15 protein-coding genes and 1 pseudogene are annotated in these 16,059 nt (G+C 34.8%); 3 read left to right on the top strand and 13 right to left on the bottom strand.

All coding sequences use genetic code 11. From position 1 onward, the window contains the following. Window positions 1-92 precede the first annotated feature (92 nt). On the bottom strand, window positions 93-1,319 hold the full coding sequence (locus tag BN3107_RS09210) for a molybdopterin-dependent oxidoreductase (protein WP_058307335.1): 1,227 nt from the start codon (window positions 1,317-1,319) through the stop codon (window positions 93-95). A gap of 285 nt (window positions 1,320-1,604) precedes the next feature. On the opposite strand from BN3107_RS09210, the gene BN3107_RS09205 reads away from it, so the two are divergent. Then, a complete protein-coding gene (locus BN3107_RS09205; protein ID WP_077065107.1) occupies window positions 1,605-2,420 on the top strand; it encodes an aldo/keto reductase in 816 nt (271 codons plus the stop codon). A gap of 519 nt (window positions 2,421-2,939) precedes the next feature. Beyond that, window positions 2,940-3,512: a Maf family protein gene (locus BN3107_RS09200; protein WP_058307334.1), complete on the top strand. Its 573-nt coding sequence runs from the start codon at window positions 2,940-2,942 to the stop codon at window positions 3,510-3,512. Window positions 3,513-3,687: 175 nt separating this feature from the next. Here the strand turns inward: BN3107_RS09200 and BN3107_RS09195 are convergent, their stop codons facing one another. From BN3107_RS09195 to BN3107_RS09145, 11 genes and pseudogenes are all read right to left on the bottom strand, one after another. After that, window positions 3,688-3,954: a small, acid-soluble spore protein, alpha/beta type gene (locus BN3107_RS09195; protein ID WP_058307333.1), complete on the bottom strand. Its 267-nt coding sequence runs from the start codon at window positions 3,952-3,954 to the stop codon at window positions 3,688-3,690. Between the two features lie 70 nt (window positions 3,955-4,024). Next, window positions 4,025-4,168 (bottom strand): annotated as a pseudogene (locus BN3107_RS20325) (YozQ family protein); the annotation flags it as partial. A 575-nt stretch (window positions 4,169-4,743) separates the two neighbouring features. Continuing rightward, a complete protein-coding gene (locus BN3107_RS09185; protein ID WP_058307331.1) occupies window positions 4,744-6,348 on the bottom strand; it encodes a response regulator transcription factor in 1,605 nt (534 codons plus the stop codon). After that, window positions 6,329-8,146 carry a sensor histidine kinase gene (locus tag BN3107_RS09180; RefSeq protein WP_058307330.1) on the bottom strand — a complete coding sequence of 606 codons (1,818 nt, stop codon included), beginning with the start codon at window positions 8,144-8,146 and terminating at the stop codon, window positions 6,329-6,331. Before BN3107_RS09180 ends, BN3107_RS09185 begins: the two co-directional genes overlap by 20 nt. A 121-nt stretch (window positions 8,147-8,267) precedes the next feature. Further along, window positions 8,268-9,599, bottom strand: coding sequence for an ABC transporter substrate-binding protein (locus BN3107_RS09175; protein ID WP_058307329.1), 1,332 nt, complete (start codon window positions 9,597-9,599; stop codon window positions 8,268-8,270). Between the two features lie 78 nt (window positions 9,600-9,677). Beyond that, entirely contained in the window at window positions 9,678-10,505 is an 828-nt protein-coding gene (locus BN3107_RS09170) for a carbohydrate ABC transporter permease (protein WP_058307328.1), read from the bottom strand. Further along, a complete protein-coding gene (locus BN3107_RS09165; RefSeq protein WP_392389058.1) occupies window positions 10,506-11,420 on the bottom strand; it encodes a carbohydrate ABC transporter permease in 915 nt (304 codons plus the stop codon). Between the two features lie 470 nt (window positions 11,421-11,890). Further along, window positions 11,891-12,346: a YrvL family regulatory protein gene (locus BN3107_RS09160; RefSeq protein WP_058307326.1), complete on the bottom strand. Its 456-nt coding sequence runs from the start codon at window positions 12,344-12,346 to the stop codon at window positions 11,891-11,893. A gap of 14 nt (window positions 12,347-12,360) precedes the next feature. Next, complete coding sequence (locus tag BN3107_RS09155; protein WP_058307325.1) at window positions 12,361-12,813, bottom strand: hypothetical protein; 453 nt, start codon at window positions 12,811-12,813, stop codon at window positions 12,361-12,363. 146 nt (window positions 12,814-12,959) lie between these two features. Next, window positions 12,960-13,334 (bottom strand): DoxX family protein, encoded by a 375-nt coding sequence (locus BN3107_RS09150; RefSeq protein ID WP_058307324.1) that lies wholly within the window; start codon window positions 13,332-13,334, stop codon window positions 12,960-12,962. A 219-nt stretch (window positions 13,335-13,553) separates the two neighbouring features. Next, window positions 13,554-13,940, bottom strand: coding sequence for a UPF0158 family protein (locus tag BN3107_RS09145; protein WP_082631267.1), 387 nt, complete (start codon window positions 13,938-13,940; stop codon window positions 13,554-13,556). Window positions 13,941-14,334: 394 nt separating this feature from the next. On the opposite strand from BN3107_RS09145, the gene BN3107_RS09140 reads away from it, so the two are divergent. After that, the gene (locus BN3107_RS09140; RefSeq protein ID WP_058307323.1) at window positions 14,335-14,703 is read left to right on the top strand and encodes a hypothetical protein; all 369 of its coding nucleotides are present in this window, start codon (window positions 14,335-14,337) and stop codon (window positions 14,701-14,703) included. Window positions 14,704-15,255: 552 nt separating this feature from the next. On the opposite strand, the gene BN3107_RS09135 is transcribed toward BN3107_RS09140, so the two are convergent. Continuing rightward, window positions 15,256-16,056: an SDR family NAD(P)-dependent oxidoreductase gene (locus BN3107_RS09135; protein ID WP_058307322.1), complete on the bottom strand. Its 801-nt coding sequence runs from the start codon at window positions 16,054-16,056 to the stop codon at window positions 15,256-15,258. Window positions 16,057-16,059: the final 3 nt, after the last annotated feature.

The following is a 16,059-nucleotide window of genomic DNA, read 5'->3' as shown; positions in this document are numbered from 1 at the left end:
ACTATTGATTATCGATATTGATGTTTTTTAAAAGAAATTTCAGCTACAGTAGTTGCACAAAACGAATGCTTGTTTTTGGTTAATTTCAACAATTAATACTTTCTAACCCAAGCGTTTTGAGGATAACCTCTTTTTTCCCAATAGCCAATATGTTCTTGTTCAATTAACTCGATTCGCACAAGCCATTTCACTGATTTGTATGCATACAGCCTTGGCGTAATTAGTCTTACAGGTCCTCCATTTTCTTGAGAAATTAATTTCCCATCTATTAATACCGCAACCATCATATCCTCCATCATTGCTTCTGAGAGTGATAGTGTATCAGTATATACACCATCCCCTGAGTAAAATTTCACATACTTCGCTTGTTGGTTCACACCTGCTTTCTCTAGTAATTTTTTTAATGGAATGCCTTCCCATGTAATATTATAAACACTCCATCCTGTAATACAGTGAAAATCACTTAATTGAGAGCTTCGTTCTAATTGCAAAAATTGTTCCCAATTGTAGTCTAATTTTTTATCGACTAATCCATCAACGGTTAACGACCAATTTTCATTGGTGAATGTAGGCATTTCCGTAATAGTATAATAACGAAATTCACCTTGTTTCCCATTGGAAGATAATAGCTTATTATCGGTTTCTGGTAATGGGACCATTTTATTTCCACCAGATAGATCAGATTTATTCACTGGGAAATACGTTTTTAACCAGTTCCCGACTATTAAAATAGTAAAAAGCGCTATAATGCCACCTGATAATCGACGTAAAAATGTACGACGTTTCAAAAGTGGATTGCTTTTATCAATTATCGTGGGTTCTTGGTCTTGTTCGTTTGTAGACTCTTCTTTTGGATAAAGTAATCGTTTGTACCAAAGACTTCTGGTCACGCTGTGGTAGATAACATATGGTAGCCCTATCCAGGTCGCGATATCATGAATGATTAACGAGTAGGAGCTCAAAAGTGGCGGGAAATGTCGTTGAAAGGTTAGGATAAGTCCAGAAAGGATTAATGTAAAAAGAATCACAAAAATGAAGTATAGATTGATGCGGTGATTCTTCCATTTTCGAAGCGTTAACAAATGCTTTCCCATTTTCGGTAAATAAAACAAGATTGGCATCACACTAATAAACCCGATCCATATGTGAGCATCTTTCATCCACACACGAGTAGCAGGAAAAGTAGAACGGAAGAAAGGTGAATAGAGAAGTAATCCAGTAATACTTAATAAGAAAAATAGAATAGCGTTTGAGTGATGCAGTCTGACAAGCCGCTTCCGAAATTTTAAGTCTCGTTTAAAAAACATGCTCCAGTTCATCTTCGCAACTCTCCCTAGAAAAATTATCCTTCTTCCATTATAACAGTTGCCGTTTGGTTTTGTAGACCCTGTCTTCACACTTAATGGGACAGAGGGACAGGTTCTTCGTCCCACCCTATCTATATCAGGACGGACACGGTGCCTGTCCCCTTGTCCCAAAAGATAAGAGTCTTAATATTTCACATAGTTAGGCATATCCTTTACACTGAAAATATTAGTTATTAGGTAGTATCTAATAACCCTTATAGAAAGGTGCTGATAGAATTGCAAATACCAACTCGCAAAATGAACGATGGAAATGAAATCCCTGTAATCGGTCTAGGAACTGGTGGAATGAAAGGTAGTGACGGTGCAGCAACAATTACCAGTGCAATCCATAATGGTTATCGCCTAATTGATAGCGCGTACAATTATGAAAATGAAGGAACTGTTGGTGAAGCGGTGCGCCGAATTTCAGTCGCTCGTGAGGATTTATTTATTACCTCTAAATTACCTGGGCGATACCATCATTACAAAGATGCTGTAAAGACGATCCAAGAGTCTCTATACCGAGCTAATCTTGATTATTATGATTTATATCTTATTCATTGGCCAAATCCCAAGCAAGGGCATTATGTCGAAGCATGGCAAGCACTGATTGATGCAAAAAAATGGGGACTTATTCGTTCCATTGGAGTGAGTAACTTTTTACCAGAGCATATGGAACATCTAGAAAAAGAAACCGGTGTTCTACCTAGTATTAATCAAATCGAATTACATCCATTTTTTAATCAAGCAGAACAGCGCAAATGGCATGAAAAGCATGATGTCATAACAGAATCTTGGAGCCCTCTAGCTCGTGCTAATGATGTATTCGAAAATAAAACCATACAAGCTATCGCAAAAAAACATCGTAAATCAGCTGGACAAATTATTTTACGCTGGCATTATCAAATCAATGCCGTTTCTATTCCAAGATCAAGCTCACCAATTCGACAGAAAGAAAATATTTCTATATTCGATTTTAAATTAGATCAAAACGATATGGAGATATTAGCAAGTCTTACTAAACCAGAAGGCAGAATTAATGGTCAACACCCTGCAGAATATGAAGAATTTTAAATAGAGGATTGTCTATGTGAGGAGCCGACTTTTTGAGTCAGCTCCTATTCTTTTGTTGTATATCTTCTGACTGCACTTCAGAACTCTTTACCTGATCTTTAGTTGTAACCGTGCCATAAAACATATTATCGTAATTATCGTTTTTTTACTTCTTTAGCATCCATTGACGATTCTTGTACGGATGTAGCTGTATTGTTAATATGCGTAACATGTGTGTTCCATTCGGGGGATGGGTTCATATTATATTAATCGGGATTTGTGCTGGGAATAGTCCTTGCTCTATTTCTTCCGCCTGAAGCTTTTTATAGTCTACTTCATGATTAAATTTATAATGGAAAGTCCCCTCATCTAAGGATATTCTGTATTCGCACGGATTGATTAGATACTTCTTGTTGGATATTTGTTTTGATTATTGGACAAAAAACGAACCTCGTCCTCTAATTGACCAATCTTAGATAACAACGTAAAATGAAGAACAAACATTCCTACTAATGCTATCACAAGAAGGAGACCGTTAACATGTTACAAAAATTGATTTTGGCCTCATCGTCACCACGTCGTCAAGAACTATTACAGCAAATGCGTATTCCTTTTCAAATCCGCAAACCAAATCTTGATGAATCACAGATTAAAGATACCGATCCAGTAACTAAAGTAAAACAACTCGCTATTTTAAAAGGTAAAAACGTTCCGATCCAAACGGAAACAGAGGTTATCTTAGCTGCTGATACTGTCGTTTCTTTTCAACAAAACATCTTTGAAAAGCCCAAATCCAAACAAGAAGCATATAAAATGATAAAAGGATTAAGCGGGAAAAAACATCACGTATATACAGGCGTCATGATCCGTTGTCAAGAAAAAGAGATGACTTTTGTTGAGAGTACAACTGTTTCGTTTTGGCCTTTAACAGAAAAAGAGATCCTTTCCTATATTGAAACAGAGGAACCTTATGACAAAGCAGGCGGATATGGCATTCAAAGTGTTGGAGCTATGTTTGTGAAAAGAATTGAAGGAGATTATTATAATGTAGTCGGTTTGCCCATTTCACGAGTAGTAAGAGAATTAAAAACATTTGGTATTCACCCTCAGTAAAACATCCGAATTACTTTTAAATCTTCATATCTCTTCAGAGGGCTAGTTTTCACCCCCTACTAAACTCCAAGTTTTTCAGTAAAGATTTATACATGTTTATTTGTTAACCTGCATCAATAAAAAAAGGAGCACAAAACGCTATGTGATTTTTGTACTCCTTTTTATTACTTCGTGATTAATTCGTATCGTTACGATTTTGGTGAAGCTGTTGTTGCCCCATCTTCACTAATTCCTGGACCATCTTACCACCTATGTGCCCACCTATTTTTCCAGCATCTTTTGCTTTAATATTCCCATTATATCCTTGATTCAGTGCTACGTGTTGTTCTGCAGCTACTTCAAATTTAGCGTTTCGATGGTCATTGGTATTAGTAATTTTTGCTTTTAATTGATCCAGTCCGTCTCGAGTTGCTGGTACCAGTATTTTATTCTTATTTACCATATCATTCATATCCTTTTCTTGGGATATCTTCACCATCATGACTCTTTAATTCACCATTTTTGTTCGTACGATCGATTTTTCCATCAATCGCACCTTCCATATAATCATCGGAAACTTGTTCATGGGTAATCGCTAAGCCTTTTTCTGTTTGATCTTGACTATTATAATCCTTCACATCATACATTTCTTCCGCTACTTTTCCACTACTATTCATTGGTTTTCGGTTACTTTTTACCATTTGGCATACCTCCCTTAGTCATTATATTTTGCGTGTAACGAGAAATTATAATCAATAAAAATTATTATTTCTGCTTTATAATTTGCATGGATATAAGCAGAAAGTTGTCTAATAAGACGCGCTATTTCCGCTATTGAAATATCAGATAATGTTTCAAAGTATAATTTCTGTTTATGTAGCTAAAAAAATGCTATATGATCTATCAGAAAGTGAATGCTTTCAAGTCGTTGAATTGCTTTAATTTTATCTTCTACACAATACTGTCTCACCATTCATCGAGAAGATATACTACATCCCCGTATACTAAGATATTCCGGAAATTAATGGCAATGAAATTTTCCCACGAAATTTATTGCTTCTTCTTTTTCTTCTACTTTAGGGTTAGTTTTTATATTATCTAGTATCATATCCATCTCTTCAGCCACTTCCTTCACCTCCAACATAATCATTTCAAAAAAGAAATAAAGGAAACATTTTTTATTAGTATATATAACTCACCTGAAAAATAACCATCAAAAGAGACGAAGAGACAGGTTTACTGTCCCTTCGCCTTAAAAACGGGACACTGAACCTGTCCCTATGTCCCGCCTGTATTGGTTTGGGGTTTGGCCGTTGATTTTTTTGAATACTTTGCTGTAGTATTTTTCGTCTTTGTATCCGACTTCGCTTGCGATGTCATAGATTTTTAGGTGTGGATTTTCTAATAATTCCTTGGATTTTTCTATTCGTATTTCGGTTAGATAATCTGTAATCGTCACGTGATATACTTGCTTGAATTTTCTAGAAATGTACTCACGACTCAAATAGAAGCGATCTGCTATGTCTTGTAACTTTATATCTACATAATAATGTGCTCTAAGATAAGCCTCAATCTCTTGAATGCTCGCTTTTCCTTTTTGGTATTTTACTTTTTCAAGTAAATCCATCAAATCGTGAAATTCTTTCCGCTTCACTTGTTTGAATTTTTGAAACGAAAAACCACCATCCTCATTCCAAAAATGATCTCCTTGAACATTACCTTCATCTTCATTTACGTCAATATCATATTCTGCTAGCCAATTTTTCTTTAACAATTGAAATTGTTTCTCCCATAATTGTAATTGTTCGAATGAAAGATTGTGCGACTCACATAATTGCTTAAATAATCGTTGTAAAATCTCATCTAGGCCATCTGTGCTACCTCTTTGTAAAGCCCATTTAAGTTCTTGCCCATAATCTAATAGATGCAGGTTCGCTTTTTGATTAATTTCGTTTGTCGTTACCACTTTCTTTTCTACTTCGCCTTCCAATAAATGATACTTCTGTAGCACCATTGATGCGCTTTGATAGGAATGTAAAGCACAAGCCATCTCATCGCCCATAAAAATAGTACATTTCATTTTGATGAATTGATAAATAATGGCATATATTTTTTCTAAAACAAAATGCGGCTGTGGGGCATTCCATAATAAAATAATAATTTCATCTTCTTTATTCAGATTCCGAAACCCGATCCCGCAGTTTTTGTTACGAATGACTTCATTCACAATATTTAATATCGCAAAAAAGGCAACATCACGATCCCCGTTGAATTTTTTTATTAGAAGCTTGTGAATAGGAAGAATCGACACCATGCATTTTACTTTATCTACATCCATCCTAAATTCTTTTTGCATTTTTTGAATCGTAGCTGCTGATAAATGTTTTTGGTAGATCATTCCGGTAAACAGTTGGTCCCAATAGAGCGGTTTTACTTCGTTAATCACTTGATCTTTCTCTAGTAACGATTGTCTTTTTTCATCTTGTTCTTGCCATTTATGGACAGCTCTTTCTAACGTTTCATTTAGTAAATCTCGATCCATCGGTTTTAAAATGTAATCAAAACTTCCGTAAAAAAGAGCACTTCTCATATAATGAAAATCATCATAACCACTCACAACGATCGTTTTACTTTCGACGTCAGAACTGTGTATCCATTTCAACAGCGTGATTCCATCTTTGTTGGGCATATTCATATCGGTAAAAATAATTTCAGGTTGATGCTCTTTAATTAATTGAATCCCCTCTTCGCCATCGGTTGCTTCAAGTACTTCCGTGATCCCAACATGATCCCAATCAGCTAATAACAAAATACCTTCTCTTACATGTTTTTCATCATCAATAATAATGGCCTTCACGTTTATCACCATCCATATCCATAGGAAGTTGTACTGTAACTACAAATCCTCCAAACTCCTGGTTTTCAAGCTGTAAATTCGCACGTTCCCCATAATATAATTTCAAGCGCCGGTAGACATTTTTTAAGCCTATATTGGCTTCTCTGTCATGGTGGCTATTTTCGCTATCATAAATACATTGATAAATATCCTTCATCCGTTGCTCGGATACACCGGTTCCATTGTCCCGTATTCGAATCACCAGGTTACCTGATTCCACTGTCCCTTTTATAGTCATTTCACCGACTTTACCTCCACTATCAAATCCGTGCTTAAAATAATTTTCAACAATTGGTTGTAAGAGCATTTTCGGGATTTTTGTTTCTAACATTTTCTCTTCAAATTCAATCGTAAACGTTAATTTGTCTTCAAATCGTTCTTTTTGTAGGAGTAAATATGCCTTGATATAATCCCTTTCCCGGGTTAATGGCACCATATCTTCTTCTATATTCATTCCATATCTCATAATTTGCGACAAATGTGTTACTAGTGAATAAATTTGTGGTACATTGTTTTTCAATGCTACCGTTCCGATCGATTGGAGCGCATTGTTTAAAAAATGTGGATTTAATTGTGACTGAAGAACCTTAAGTTGATTCGTTGTATTCTCTAGTTTTAATTTATATTCACGATTTATTAAATCATTTATTCTGCTCATCATTCTTTTAAAACGATGTCCTAACATACCAATTTCATCATCACCTAAAGATTGAAATCGGACCTCCATGTTCCCTTTTTCGACTTGACGAATATTTTTGAGGAGTATCCTTATCGGTGATGTAATTTTAAAAGAAACTAGTAATGTTGCTAAAATGACTAATGTTAATCCAATGATACCAAATAAAATATTGATTTTTGCCACACTTAAGGCACTTTGAAATAATGAGCTATATGGAATTTGTTTGACCAAGATCCATCCTCCCGATGATTCGGGAAGTTTATTAAAAACCATCACACCTTGAAAAGAGGCATCATCCCAATCCAAGGTACCACTATTCTCCTCTGTATTTAATAAGTACGTAAACCATTCCGGATGAGAAGAACTGCTAGTGATTTGGGGATTCGAACTAAAAATACTATCCCCTTCCTCTGTAAAGATATAAAACTCCTCTGAATCTTTGCTGTATAATTTTTCACTCATATTTACAATTTTATTTGGTGAAATATCGATAGACATATACCCTAATTGTCTAGTAAGAGGAGCATCTTTTAATGACCGATGCAGGGTGATCACATCCCCTTTTTCATCTTTATCGGACTGTGAATGGGCTGGTTCAATATACATGTAAAATGGATTCGCATCCGCTTTCCGGAAATATAATTGATCTTCGTGTTTCAGTCGCGATGAAAAAGTAAGGGTTGATTGCTTCGAAACGGACACCATATTTTGCATCTCATTTTCCTGTTTCGGAAACGTGATGGTCACACGTTTAATATTACTTTCCGCATATAAAATCGTCACCATAACATCTTTTATCGTATCTAAGGTAATATAACGATCATCTTGTCCATGCCCTTTTAAATAGCTCATAAAATCAGGATTATTATAAAATGAGAGCGTTAAATCTTTTAAATCATTGATATAACTTTCGATATTAAGCTTTCCTTGATATAAAAGATTTACATTTTCTTCAATAAATTCATCCTTTAAAGATTCTTTCGTATAAAAATAGGTAATCACAATGGAGGTACCAAAAGGAATAATCGTAATCGCTAGTAATAAAACGATAAGTTTATTTCGAATGCTTTTCCTTATCATAAGGTTCCCCCCATTTTTGTAATCATGAATTATATAAAGTATACAACAGCTGGTTGCCTGTGCATATACTTCAAATCTGAAAAGCATGCCCAAGTACAGGACATGCTTTTCATAACGTTGATTATTTCATATCGTCCCAAATGGTCTGAATTGACTCGACTACTTCTGAGTATTCGATTCTACCTGATGCATACTCTTGAATTTTTGCAGCAAACTCTTGATTTGCACCATCTGGCCATCTAAACCAAGTCCATGGAATCGTTTTTTCGGCTTTAGAATACTCTAGAATCGATTGACCTAATGCACCTAGTCCATCTGGTTCAATATTATCAAACGCAGGAATAAAAGCAAATTCCTCTGTGATATAGCGTTGCCCTGTTTCTGATGATACCATCCAGTTTAAAAATGCTTTTGCTTCCTCTAAATTTTCGGAGTCTTTATTTAATACCCAGTTATTGGGAACTCCTACTGGTAAACGATCCGCTTTCTCATCATCATTTAATGGTATCGGTAAAAATGCCATATTCATATCTGGATTTATTTCGTAAATCATATTTTCTGTCCAGTTACCTTGCTGAAGCATTGCTGTCTCACCAGATGCAAACAATGTCACTTGGGTATTGTAGTCTGTGGTAATTGGATTTTCATTTCCAAATCCAATTTCTGTATCAATTACATCTTGAAATTGTGCAAACTTATCATTTCCGACTACGGTTTCACTACCGTCATATAATCCTTCAATAAAAGCAACTGGATCTTCTTGTTGTGCAAATGGAATATTTAACAAGTGCTGACCGATTACCCACCACTCGCCATATCCTGCAGAAAATGGTATGATTCCGTTGTTTTCTAGCTTTTGTGCAGCTTCCTTCAATTCGGTAAGCGTTGTTGGCGGTTCGGTGATCCCAGCTTGTTCGAATAAATCCTTATTATAAATGAAACCATATCCTTCAAGATTTACCGGCATACCATACAGTTTACCATCGGTGTCTGTCATCGGAACTTTTCCAATCGGAAGTACATTTTCAGTCCATGGCTCATTAGAAAGATCGGCTAAATGCTCTTTCCATAGTTCTAATTCTTTAAAGCCACCATTGTTAAAAATATCTGGTTCTTCTCCTGAGGCAAATTTCGCTTTTAAAGCAGCGCCGTAATCAGCACCTCCACCTACTGTTTCTAAGTTAATTTCAACGTTTGGATTTTCTTCTTCATATTCTGTAATCATTGCTTCTAATTGGTCAGCAATTTCTACTTTGAACTGGAAAAAGTCGAGCGTCACCATTTCTTCATCGCCAGAACCTTCTTCAGTTTCCTCCTCTGATCCTTCACTTGAGTTGGTATCTTCTTCGCTTCCGTTTGAACCACCATCCCCATCAGAATTACTTGATGAGCACCCTGTAATAATAGCAATTGCGAATAACACCGAAAGAAATAAAAATAAATTACGTTTCATAAGTTATTGACCTCCTTGAATATATTTTATTTTACTATATAAATCTTTTGTAACAAGCTCGTTACAAAAGTTTATAGTTTACTTAATCGAGCCAGCGGCAATCCCTTTAATAATATGTTTTTGTAAAAATAGAAAGAAAATAATGATCGGAGCAATCCCTAAGACTAGTCCCGCTAACCCCATGTCCCATTGTTTTGTGTATTGGGCAAAAAAGGAACTTGTTGCTAATGGAATGGTTCTCAATTCTGCATCTTGTAACACTAAAAGTGGTAGTAAATAATCATTCCATATCCATAATGTATTTAAGATGACAACGGTAACGGTGATTGGTTTTAATAACGGAAATACAATCCGCCAAAACACACCAAATTGTGTGCATCCATCTACCCTAGCTGATTCTTCGATTTCAAGCGGAATCGTTTTTACAAATCCGTGATAAAGAAATAGCGATAGGGAAACACCAAATCCGAAATACATCATGACAATCCCTGGAATACTATTCATGATTCCTAACATCCCACCTAGCTTAACCAACGGAATCATGACGGCTTGAAATGGGATGACCATTGCCGAGACAAAAAAGATAAATAGAATAGAACTCATTTTTCCAGGTGTTCGAACCATTTTCCAAGCTGCCATTGAGCTAATTAGGACGATACCTATGATACTGAACACAGTTATAACTAAGGAATTCAGAAATGCCTTAGGAAAATTTAAGACTTCCCATACTGCTGCATAGTTACTAAATAAAAATTCCTCCGGCCAAGCTGCAGCGTCCAATAAAATGGCGGAAAAACCTTTCAAGGAATTAATGATGACGAAATAAAAAGGTATGAGAAAAAGGATTCCTAAAAAGATCGCAAAAATCTCAACCAGAAACGTCTTTGAAGTATATTTTTCATTCATTTATGCTTCCACCTCCTTCTTCTTCGTAACCATTACCTGTACCGTTGTGAAAATCGCAACAACGATGAAAAATAAAATAGATTTTGCACTACCTAATCCATATCGATTATTTTGGAATGCTTCTTGATAAATATTAATGGCAACGGACTCAGTAGAGTTAAATGGTCCTCCACCTGTCAACGAAATATTTAAATCAAATATTTTAAAAGCCATGGAAATGGTTAAGAAAAAACAGATGGTAAATGCCGGTAAAATTAATGGGATGATAATTCGAGTCAACATCTCGATACTTGATGCCCCGTCAATTCGAGCTGCATCTAATAAATTTTTATCCACGCTTTGTAATGCTGCAATATAAATCACCATCATGTATCCACTAATTTGCCAAGCAAACACGATGACAATTCCCCAAAATGCTGTTACTTCATCACCTAGCCATGGTTGATTAAAAAAGGCTAAACCAGTCAAATCACCAATGGATGCAAATCCTTTTATGAAGATAAACTGCCAGATGAAACCTAATAATAATCCCCCAATAACATTTGGGATAAAAAATACGGTTCGTAAAATATTTTTCGTTTTTAGTGCCATATTTAAAAGTAAAGCTAAGCCAAATCCAACAATATTACTAATTAAAACGGAAGCAAACATAAACTTGGTTGTAAATAAGAACGAATTAAAGAATTTGGAATCATCGGTGAAAATTTTCTGATAATTGTCTAAACCAACCCATTCCACCACCGAACTAACTCCATTCCACGATGTAAAGGAATAATAAATCCCCATAATAAAAGGAACAATTTGAATCGTTAAGAAAAATAGTAGTGCCGGGCCAACGAACGCAGCATACGCCAATATTTTTTTAATTCGCGCCTTTCGCTTCGATTTCACATCTACATCTGTCTTTTTTCGCATATAAGTCTCATCCACATCAACCTCCGTACTCATATGTCACACCACCTCTCACATGTATTGTTAACGCTTTCTTAATTCATTATAAACGCTCCATACACAAATTAAGAGAAACAATATTGACCAAAAAAGAGTACTAAATTGACATAAGTGGGACACAGGGACATGGGACACAGGGACAGGTTCTCTGTCCCACCCTTTAACCTAAAAAAGGACGCAGAATTTGTTCCTGCGTCCTTTGCGATGCTCTTTTTACATGATTTGATAGATGTAGAGAAGTATTCCATAGATGATGGTGCAAACACTTGTCATCAGTAATACTTTTACCATGAGCTTTTGTTTTTTGCTTTGAATATAGGAGATCGGAATACCTTAGAGAATGTAAAACTATTACTAGTAGATGAAGAACAACTTTTCTCCTATATTTTATAGCGATATGTAAAAATGTTGTACTTAGACAAATTATCATTTAATTAATCGGCTTTAGGACTCGAATCCTTTTTATCATCAAAAACAATTTCTAATAACACTATCACTAAGGTTATAATAATTTCCGTTCTTATCGATAGAGTAATACTTTCCATGAACTCATCCACAGTAAACAGGACCAGCCAATTAGAAATTGCTACCAAACTAAAGTTCACAGCAAGTATTTTGAATTTTCCTGTTATATTTTGAATTGATAATTTAAAAATAACTTTGAAAAACAAGTCTGAAATCATACCTAGTAAAAAGTAACTGATAACAAAGATGACTATGGACCAGACCGATGTGTATTGCACACCAAGCAGATCAAAAAGTCCAGCCATTCCAAAAAAATATAACCCTAAAACAAAGCCCAACACCATGATAGCAAGGAAAGTTATTCCTGCAACTGTGGCCACCTTTTCTTTCAAATCACTAGAAGAATCGTCTTTATATTTTGACATACGTCTGATACTCCTTATAATTCACTCATTCTAAATATTTTACCTATATTATAACCGATCCAACCACCAAGAAACGGAAAAATACTCCAAGGAAAGTTCAATGTGATAGAGTCAAAATCAATAACAAATAGGAACCATGTCATACCAATGGCTGACAGATTGATAAATATAGCTTCAACAAGGGTATTACGTCTCCAGCGTTTTTTTCCCAATCTGTCTTTGTCATATTCCTTTAATCGTCTGCTTGTCCTTGTTCCAATCGTATTTCCAGAAATCAAGGTGTATAACGAGTTAACGGCAAGTAGCCAGAAAATCACACAAAATACTGCGCTGAGGATAATTGTTGAATCATTTGCAATAAAATAACTGATCAGCAGGCTTATAAATACCATTACGAGATTATATTGAAATAATTTTTTCTTCTTCATTCGTTTAACTTCTTTCATATCCCATTGTTTTTCACTCATACTATCCTCCCTAGCTAAGAAAATTCAAGGAAAATTTTCCATTATCAGTGTAACATGACAAATAAGTGAATACATGTGAAAATAAATAACCCGCAGCAATAACTACGAGTTAAATTAAACATATGTACTATATAACTTGCACTATGCTAACTGTTATTCTTTTTTCCAAGTGTTAATGCTCCTAATATGAATGGAATTTGTAATGGCAACCGCAGCCATAATATCAATGGATGTATTTCTTGCCCTGGACGAAAAGAAATTCTTTTAACAGTCATGTAAATGTTGGCTGGGAAAATTGCAATCATGAAAAGAGCTAGTAATTTGCTTGTTATATACTGACCTTTTTTCACCCAAAGGGTAATGGAAAAAATCATTTCGAATATTCCCGCGATTAACACAATCGCACGTCTAAACGGAAGTACTTTTGGTACAATTCTTCGAAAGTTACGTTCACGAAGAAAATGTAAGACACCTGCTCCAAATAAAAGAATCGAATATAATGTACGGAAAAAAATTTTCAACTCTATCGCTCCTCTGTTCATTTATACATTTTCGTAATACAAAAAACACAGCAGTTTCACGTTTACATATATCATCAAAAAGATGCTATGATCTCATTTAATGATTATTCAAAATAGTTCATTTTCAATGTTGTAACTCTATTCAACAAAATCGATCTGCATTCTGTTACAAAAATCAATTGCTATTTGTTTATAACAATCATCTCTGAATGAAAACCATTAGTCTCTTACACCAAGTGTGATAATTTGATCCTTGAACCTTCTAAATGCTCCTCTCCCATGAATAGCATTTAGCAAAGCTCCTTGTATCGAATCATCTTCCTGGCTGTAACAAAACCTCTCTATCATATCATACTCATCTATTTCGTATTCTGAAGGAAGAGTAGTATACTTATCATCATGTTCTATAATATCATTTGTTATATCTGTTCCTTCCTGTTCCCAATCAATTAGATGATCAAAATCATCTCCATCTTCTGCCGCTATCAATGCCCTACTTGAAACAAAAACAACTTCACCAGTTTCTTTGTTTAAAAAGGAATCAAACTCTTCTGATTGCATCTGCATTCCATCTATAATTGCATTTAATTTTACTTTGGAACTCATTTTGGTCACTCCTTCCTTATTTTGAAACGCTTGAAGATAATTACTAGGATTATAGCAATATGTTGGTTTCTATGAATACTGAGGGTCAGGTGTCATTTGTTGTAATAACTCTTTTAAATGAAAATATTTTCTTTAAAATACTTGCTTATATTTGAAAATTATATTATATTCAAAACAAGAACATACATTCGCAACTTTATAACACCATCTAAAATACAGGAGGTGCTGTGAATGAAATGAAAAATTTACATTTGTCGTTATATCTTCTCTAAATACTCCTTAGATTCCTACACAATAGTAACATTTAACATGTATTCATGTTTCCTCCCCTGTTTCCAAACATCTATTTAATATGCTATAATTAAAAAATATCATTTAAAGGAGATGCTGTAATATGTCGGAAAAAATTCTATTACAGATATTAGATGAGATCCAAGTGATGAAAGGCGAACAGAAACAAACAAATCAAAGGTTAGATGGAATGGATAAACGTCTAGATTCCATGGACCAACGTTTCGATGCTATCTATCAACGACTAGACGTAATGGATCAACGTTTCGAGCGTATGGAAGAAAAAACAGATGCAGTCCAAGAACAAACAGCGAAAATAAGTGAATTTCATGCAGAAATCATTGAAAAATTAAACAACAAAGCAACGAAAGATGATTTTAATTATTTAAAGGAAATAGTATTTAGGCATGATGAAGAAATTTATAAAATCAAATCTCACTATCAAAGTGTAAATGAAAGCTCAGATTACTAAGTACAGAAAGAGATTTATTACTGTTTATAATATTGCTATTAATGGTGGGGCATGAATTTGTCCCGCTCCTCTCATTTTTCGCCATCTTCGTTCATTTTCTAGATATTGTTCGATCGTTTCTGTGGAATGATTCCATGAATTATATGTGTTACAGTAAAATTTTTTAAAGCAGTGTGGCTAAAACTAACAATAAAACCATGATAAGATGACATAAGAAGGAGAGATTAATATCCGCTTTTTTGTAAAATATGAAAAAGCCCTTGTTAAATCCTTAATATACGGGCTTATAATTGGAATTTATTTCAGTATATTAACTATATCTGATTCAGATCAAATAAAATCTAACGATGGTTGGTATACACAAAGAAGCTTAAGCATTTTTGAATACATACAAAAATTGTTACAGACCTCTGTTATTATATCGATTGCATTGGTAATTATTGTTGCATTTTATTTGTATTATAAGGATGACGGTAAAGATACGTAATACTATCTTTAATAATGAAGATTCAGTTTCAAAATAAAAGTCCTCGTTGCAAGGGCTTTTTTTATTTAGCGCATAACACTACCACCAGATATTTTAACAGATTCACCTACAATGTTTGGTGTCGCATCTGTTAATAGAAATGCAATTGTATTACCTACTTCCGTCGTCGTTGTTAAGCGGCCTGAAGGAAGTCCTTGTTTCACTTTTTCCAATTGATCTTCATAGCTGATGTCATTCTGCTCTGCCTTTCTTTCAATTGCTTGAGTTGCCATTTCGGAATCTACAAAGCCTGGACATACTGCATTTACTCTTATATTGTGTTCAATTGCTTCGACTGCCAACGATTGGGTCCAGCCAACAAGTGCAAATTTACTTGATGCATATGCACTGTTTCCACGGGTAGCACGTAATCCAGATAACGACGCAACGTTGACGATCTGGCCTTTCTTTTGCTTTATCATGCTTTGGTATATCATCTTGGTTAAACTGAAGGTTGAGAAGTAATTTACTTGCATAATATCCTCTATTTCTTCTTCGTGTAATTCGTCCACAGTTCCACCACCAGATATTCCAGCTGCATTCACTAATCCTGTTATTGCTCCTAAGCGTTGTTCTGCTTTAGTTACTAGTTTTTCTCGGTCTTGATCTTTTGTTATATCAGCTGCGATTGCGGCAATCGAATCTTCATTTGTTATTTCTAGTAACTCCTGTTTGAGATTTTCTAGTTTTATTTCATTTCGGCCATTGATGGTAATTCTAGCTCCCATACTCGCAATCACTTTTGCTGTTTCAAATCCAATATCGCCAGTTGCACCTGTGATGACGATATGTTCATTTGCTAATGCATCTCTTGAAAATATACTCATTTT

The organism is Gracilibacillus massiliensis, from assembly GCF_001458115.1.
GTDB classification, from domain to species: Bacteria; Bacillota; Bacilli; order Bacillales; family Amphibacillaceae; genus Gracilibacillus; species Gracilibacillus massiliensis.
This window is presented reverse-complemented; position numbering and strand designations above follow the sequence as displayed.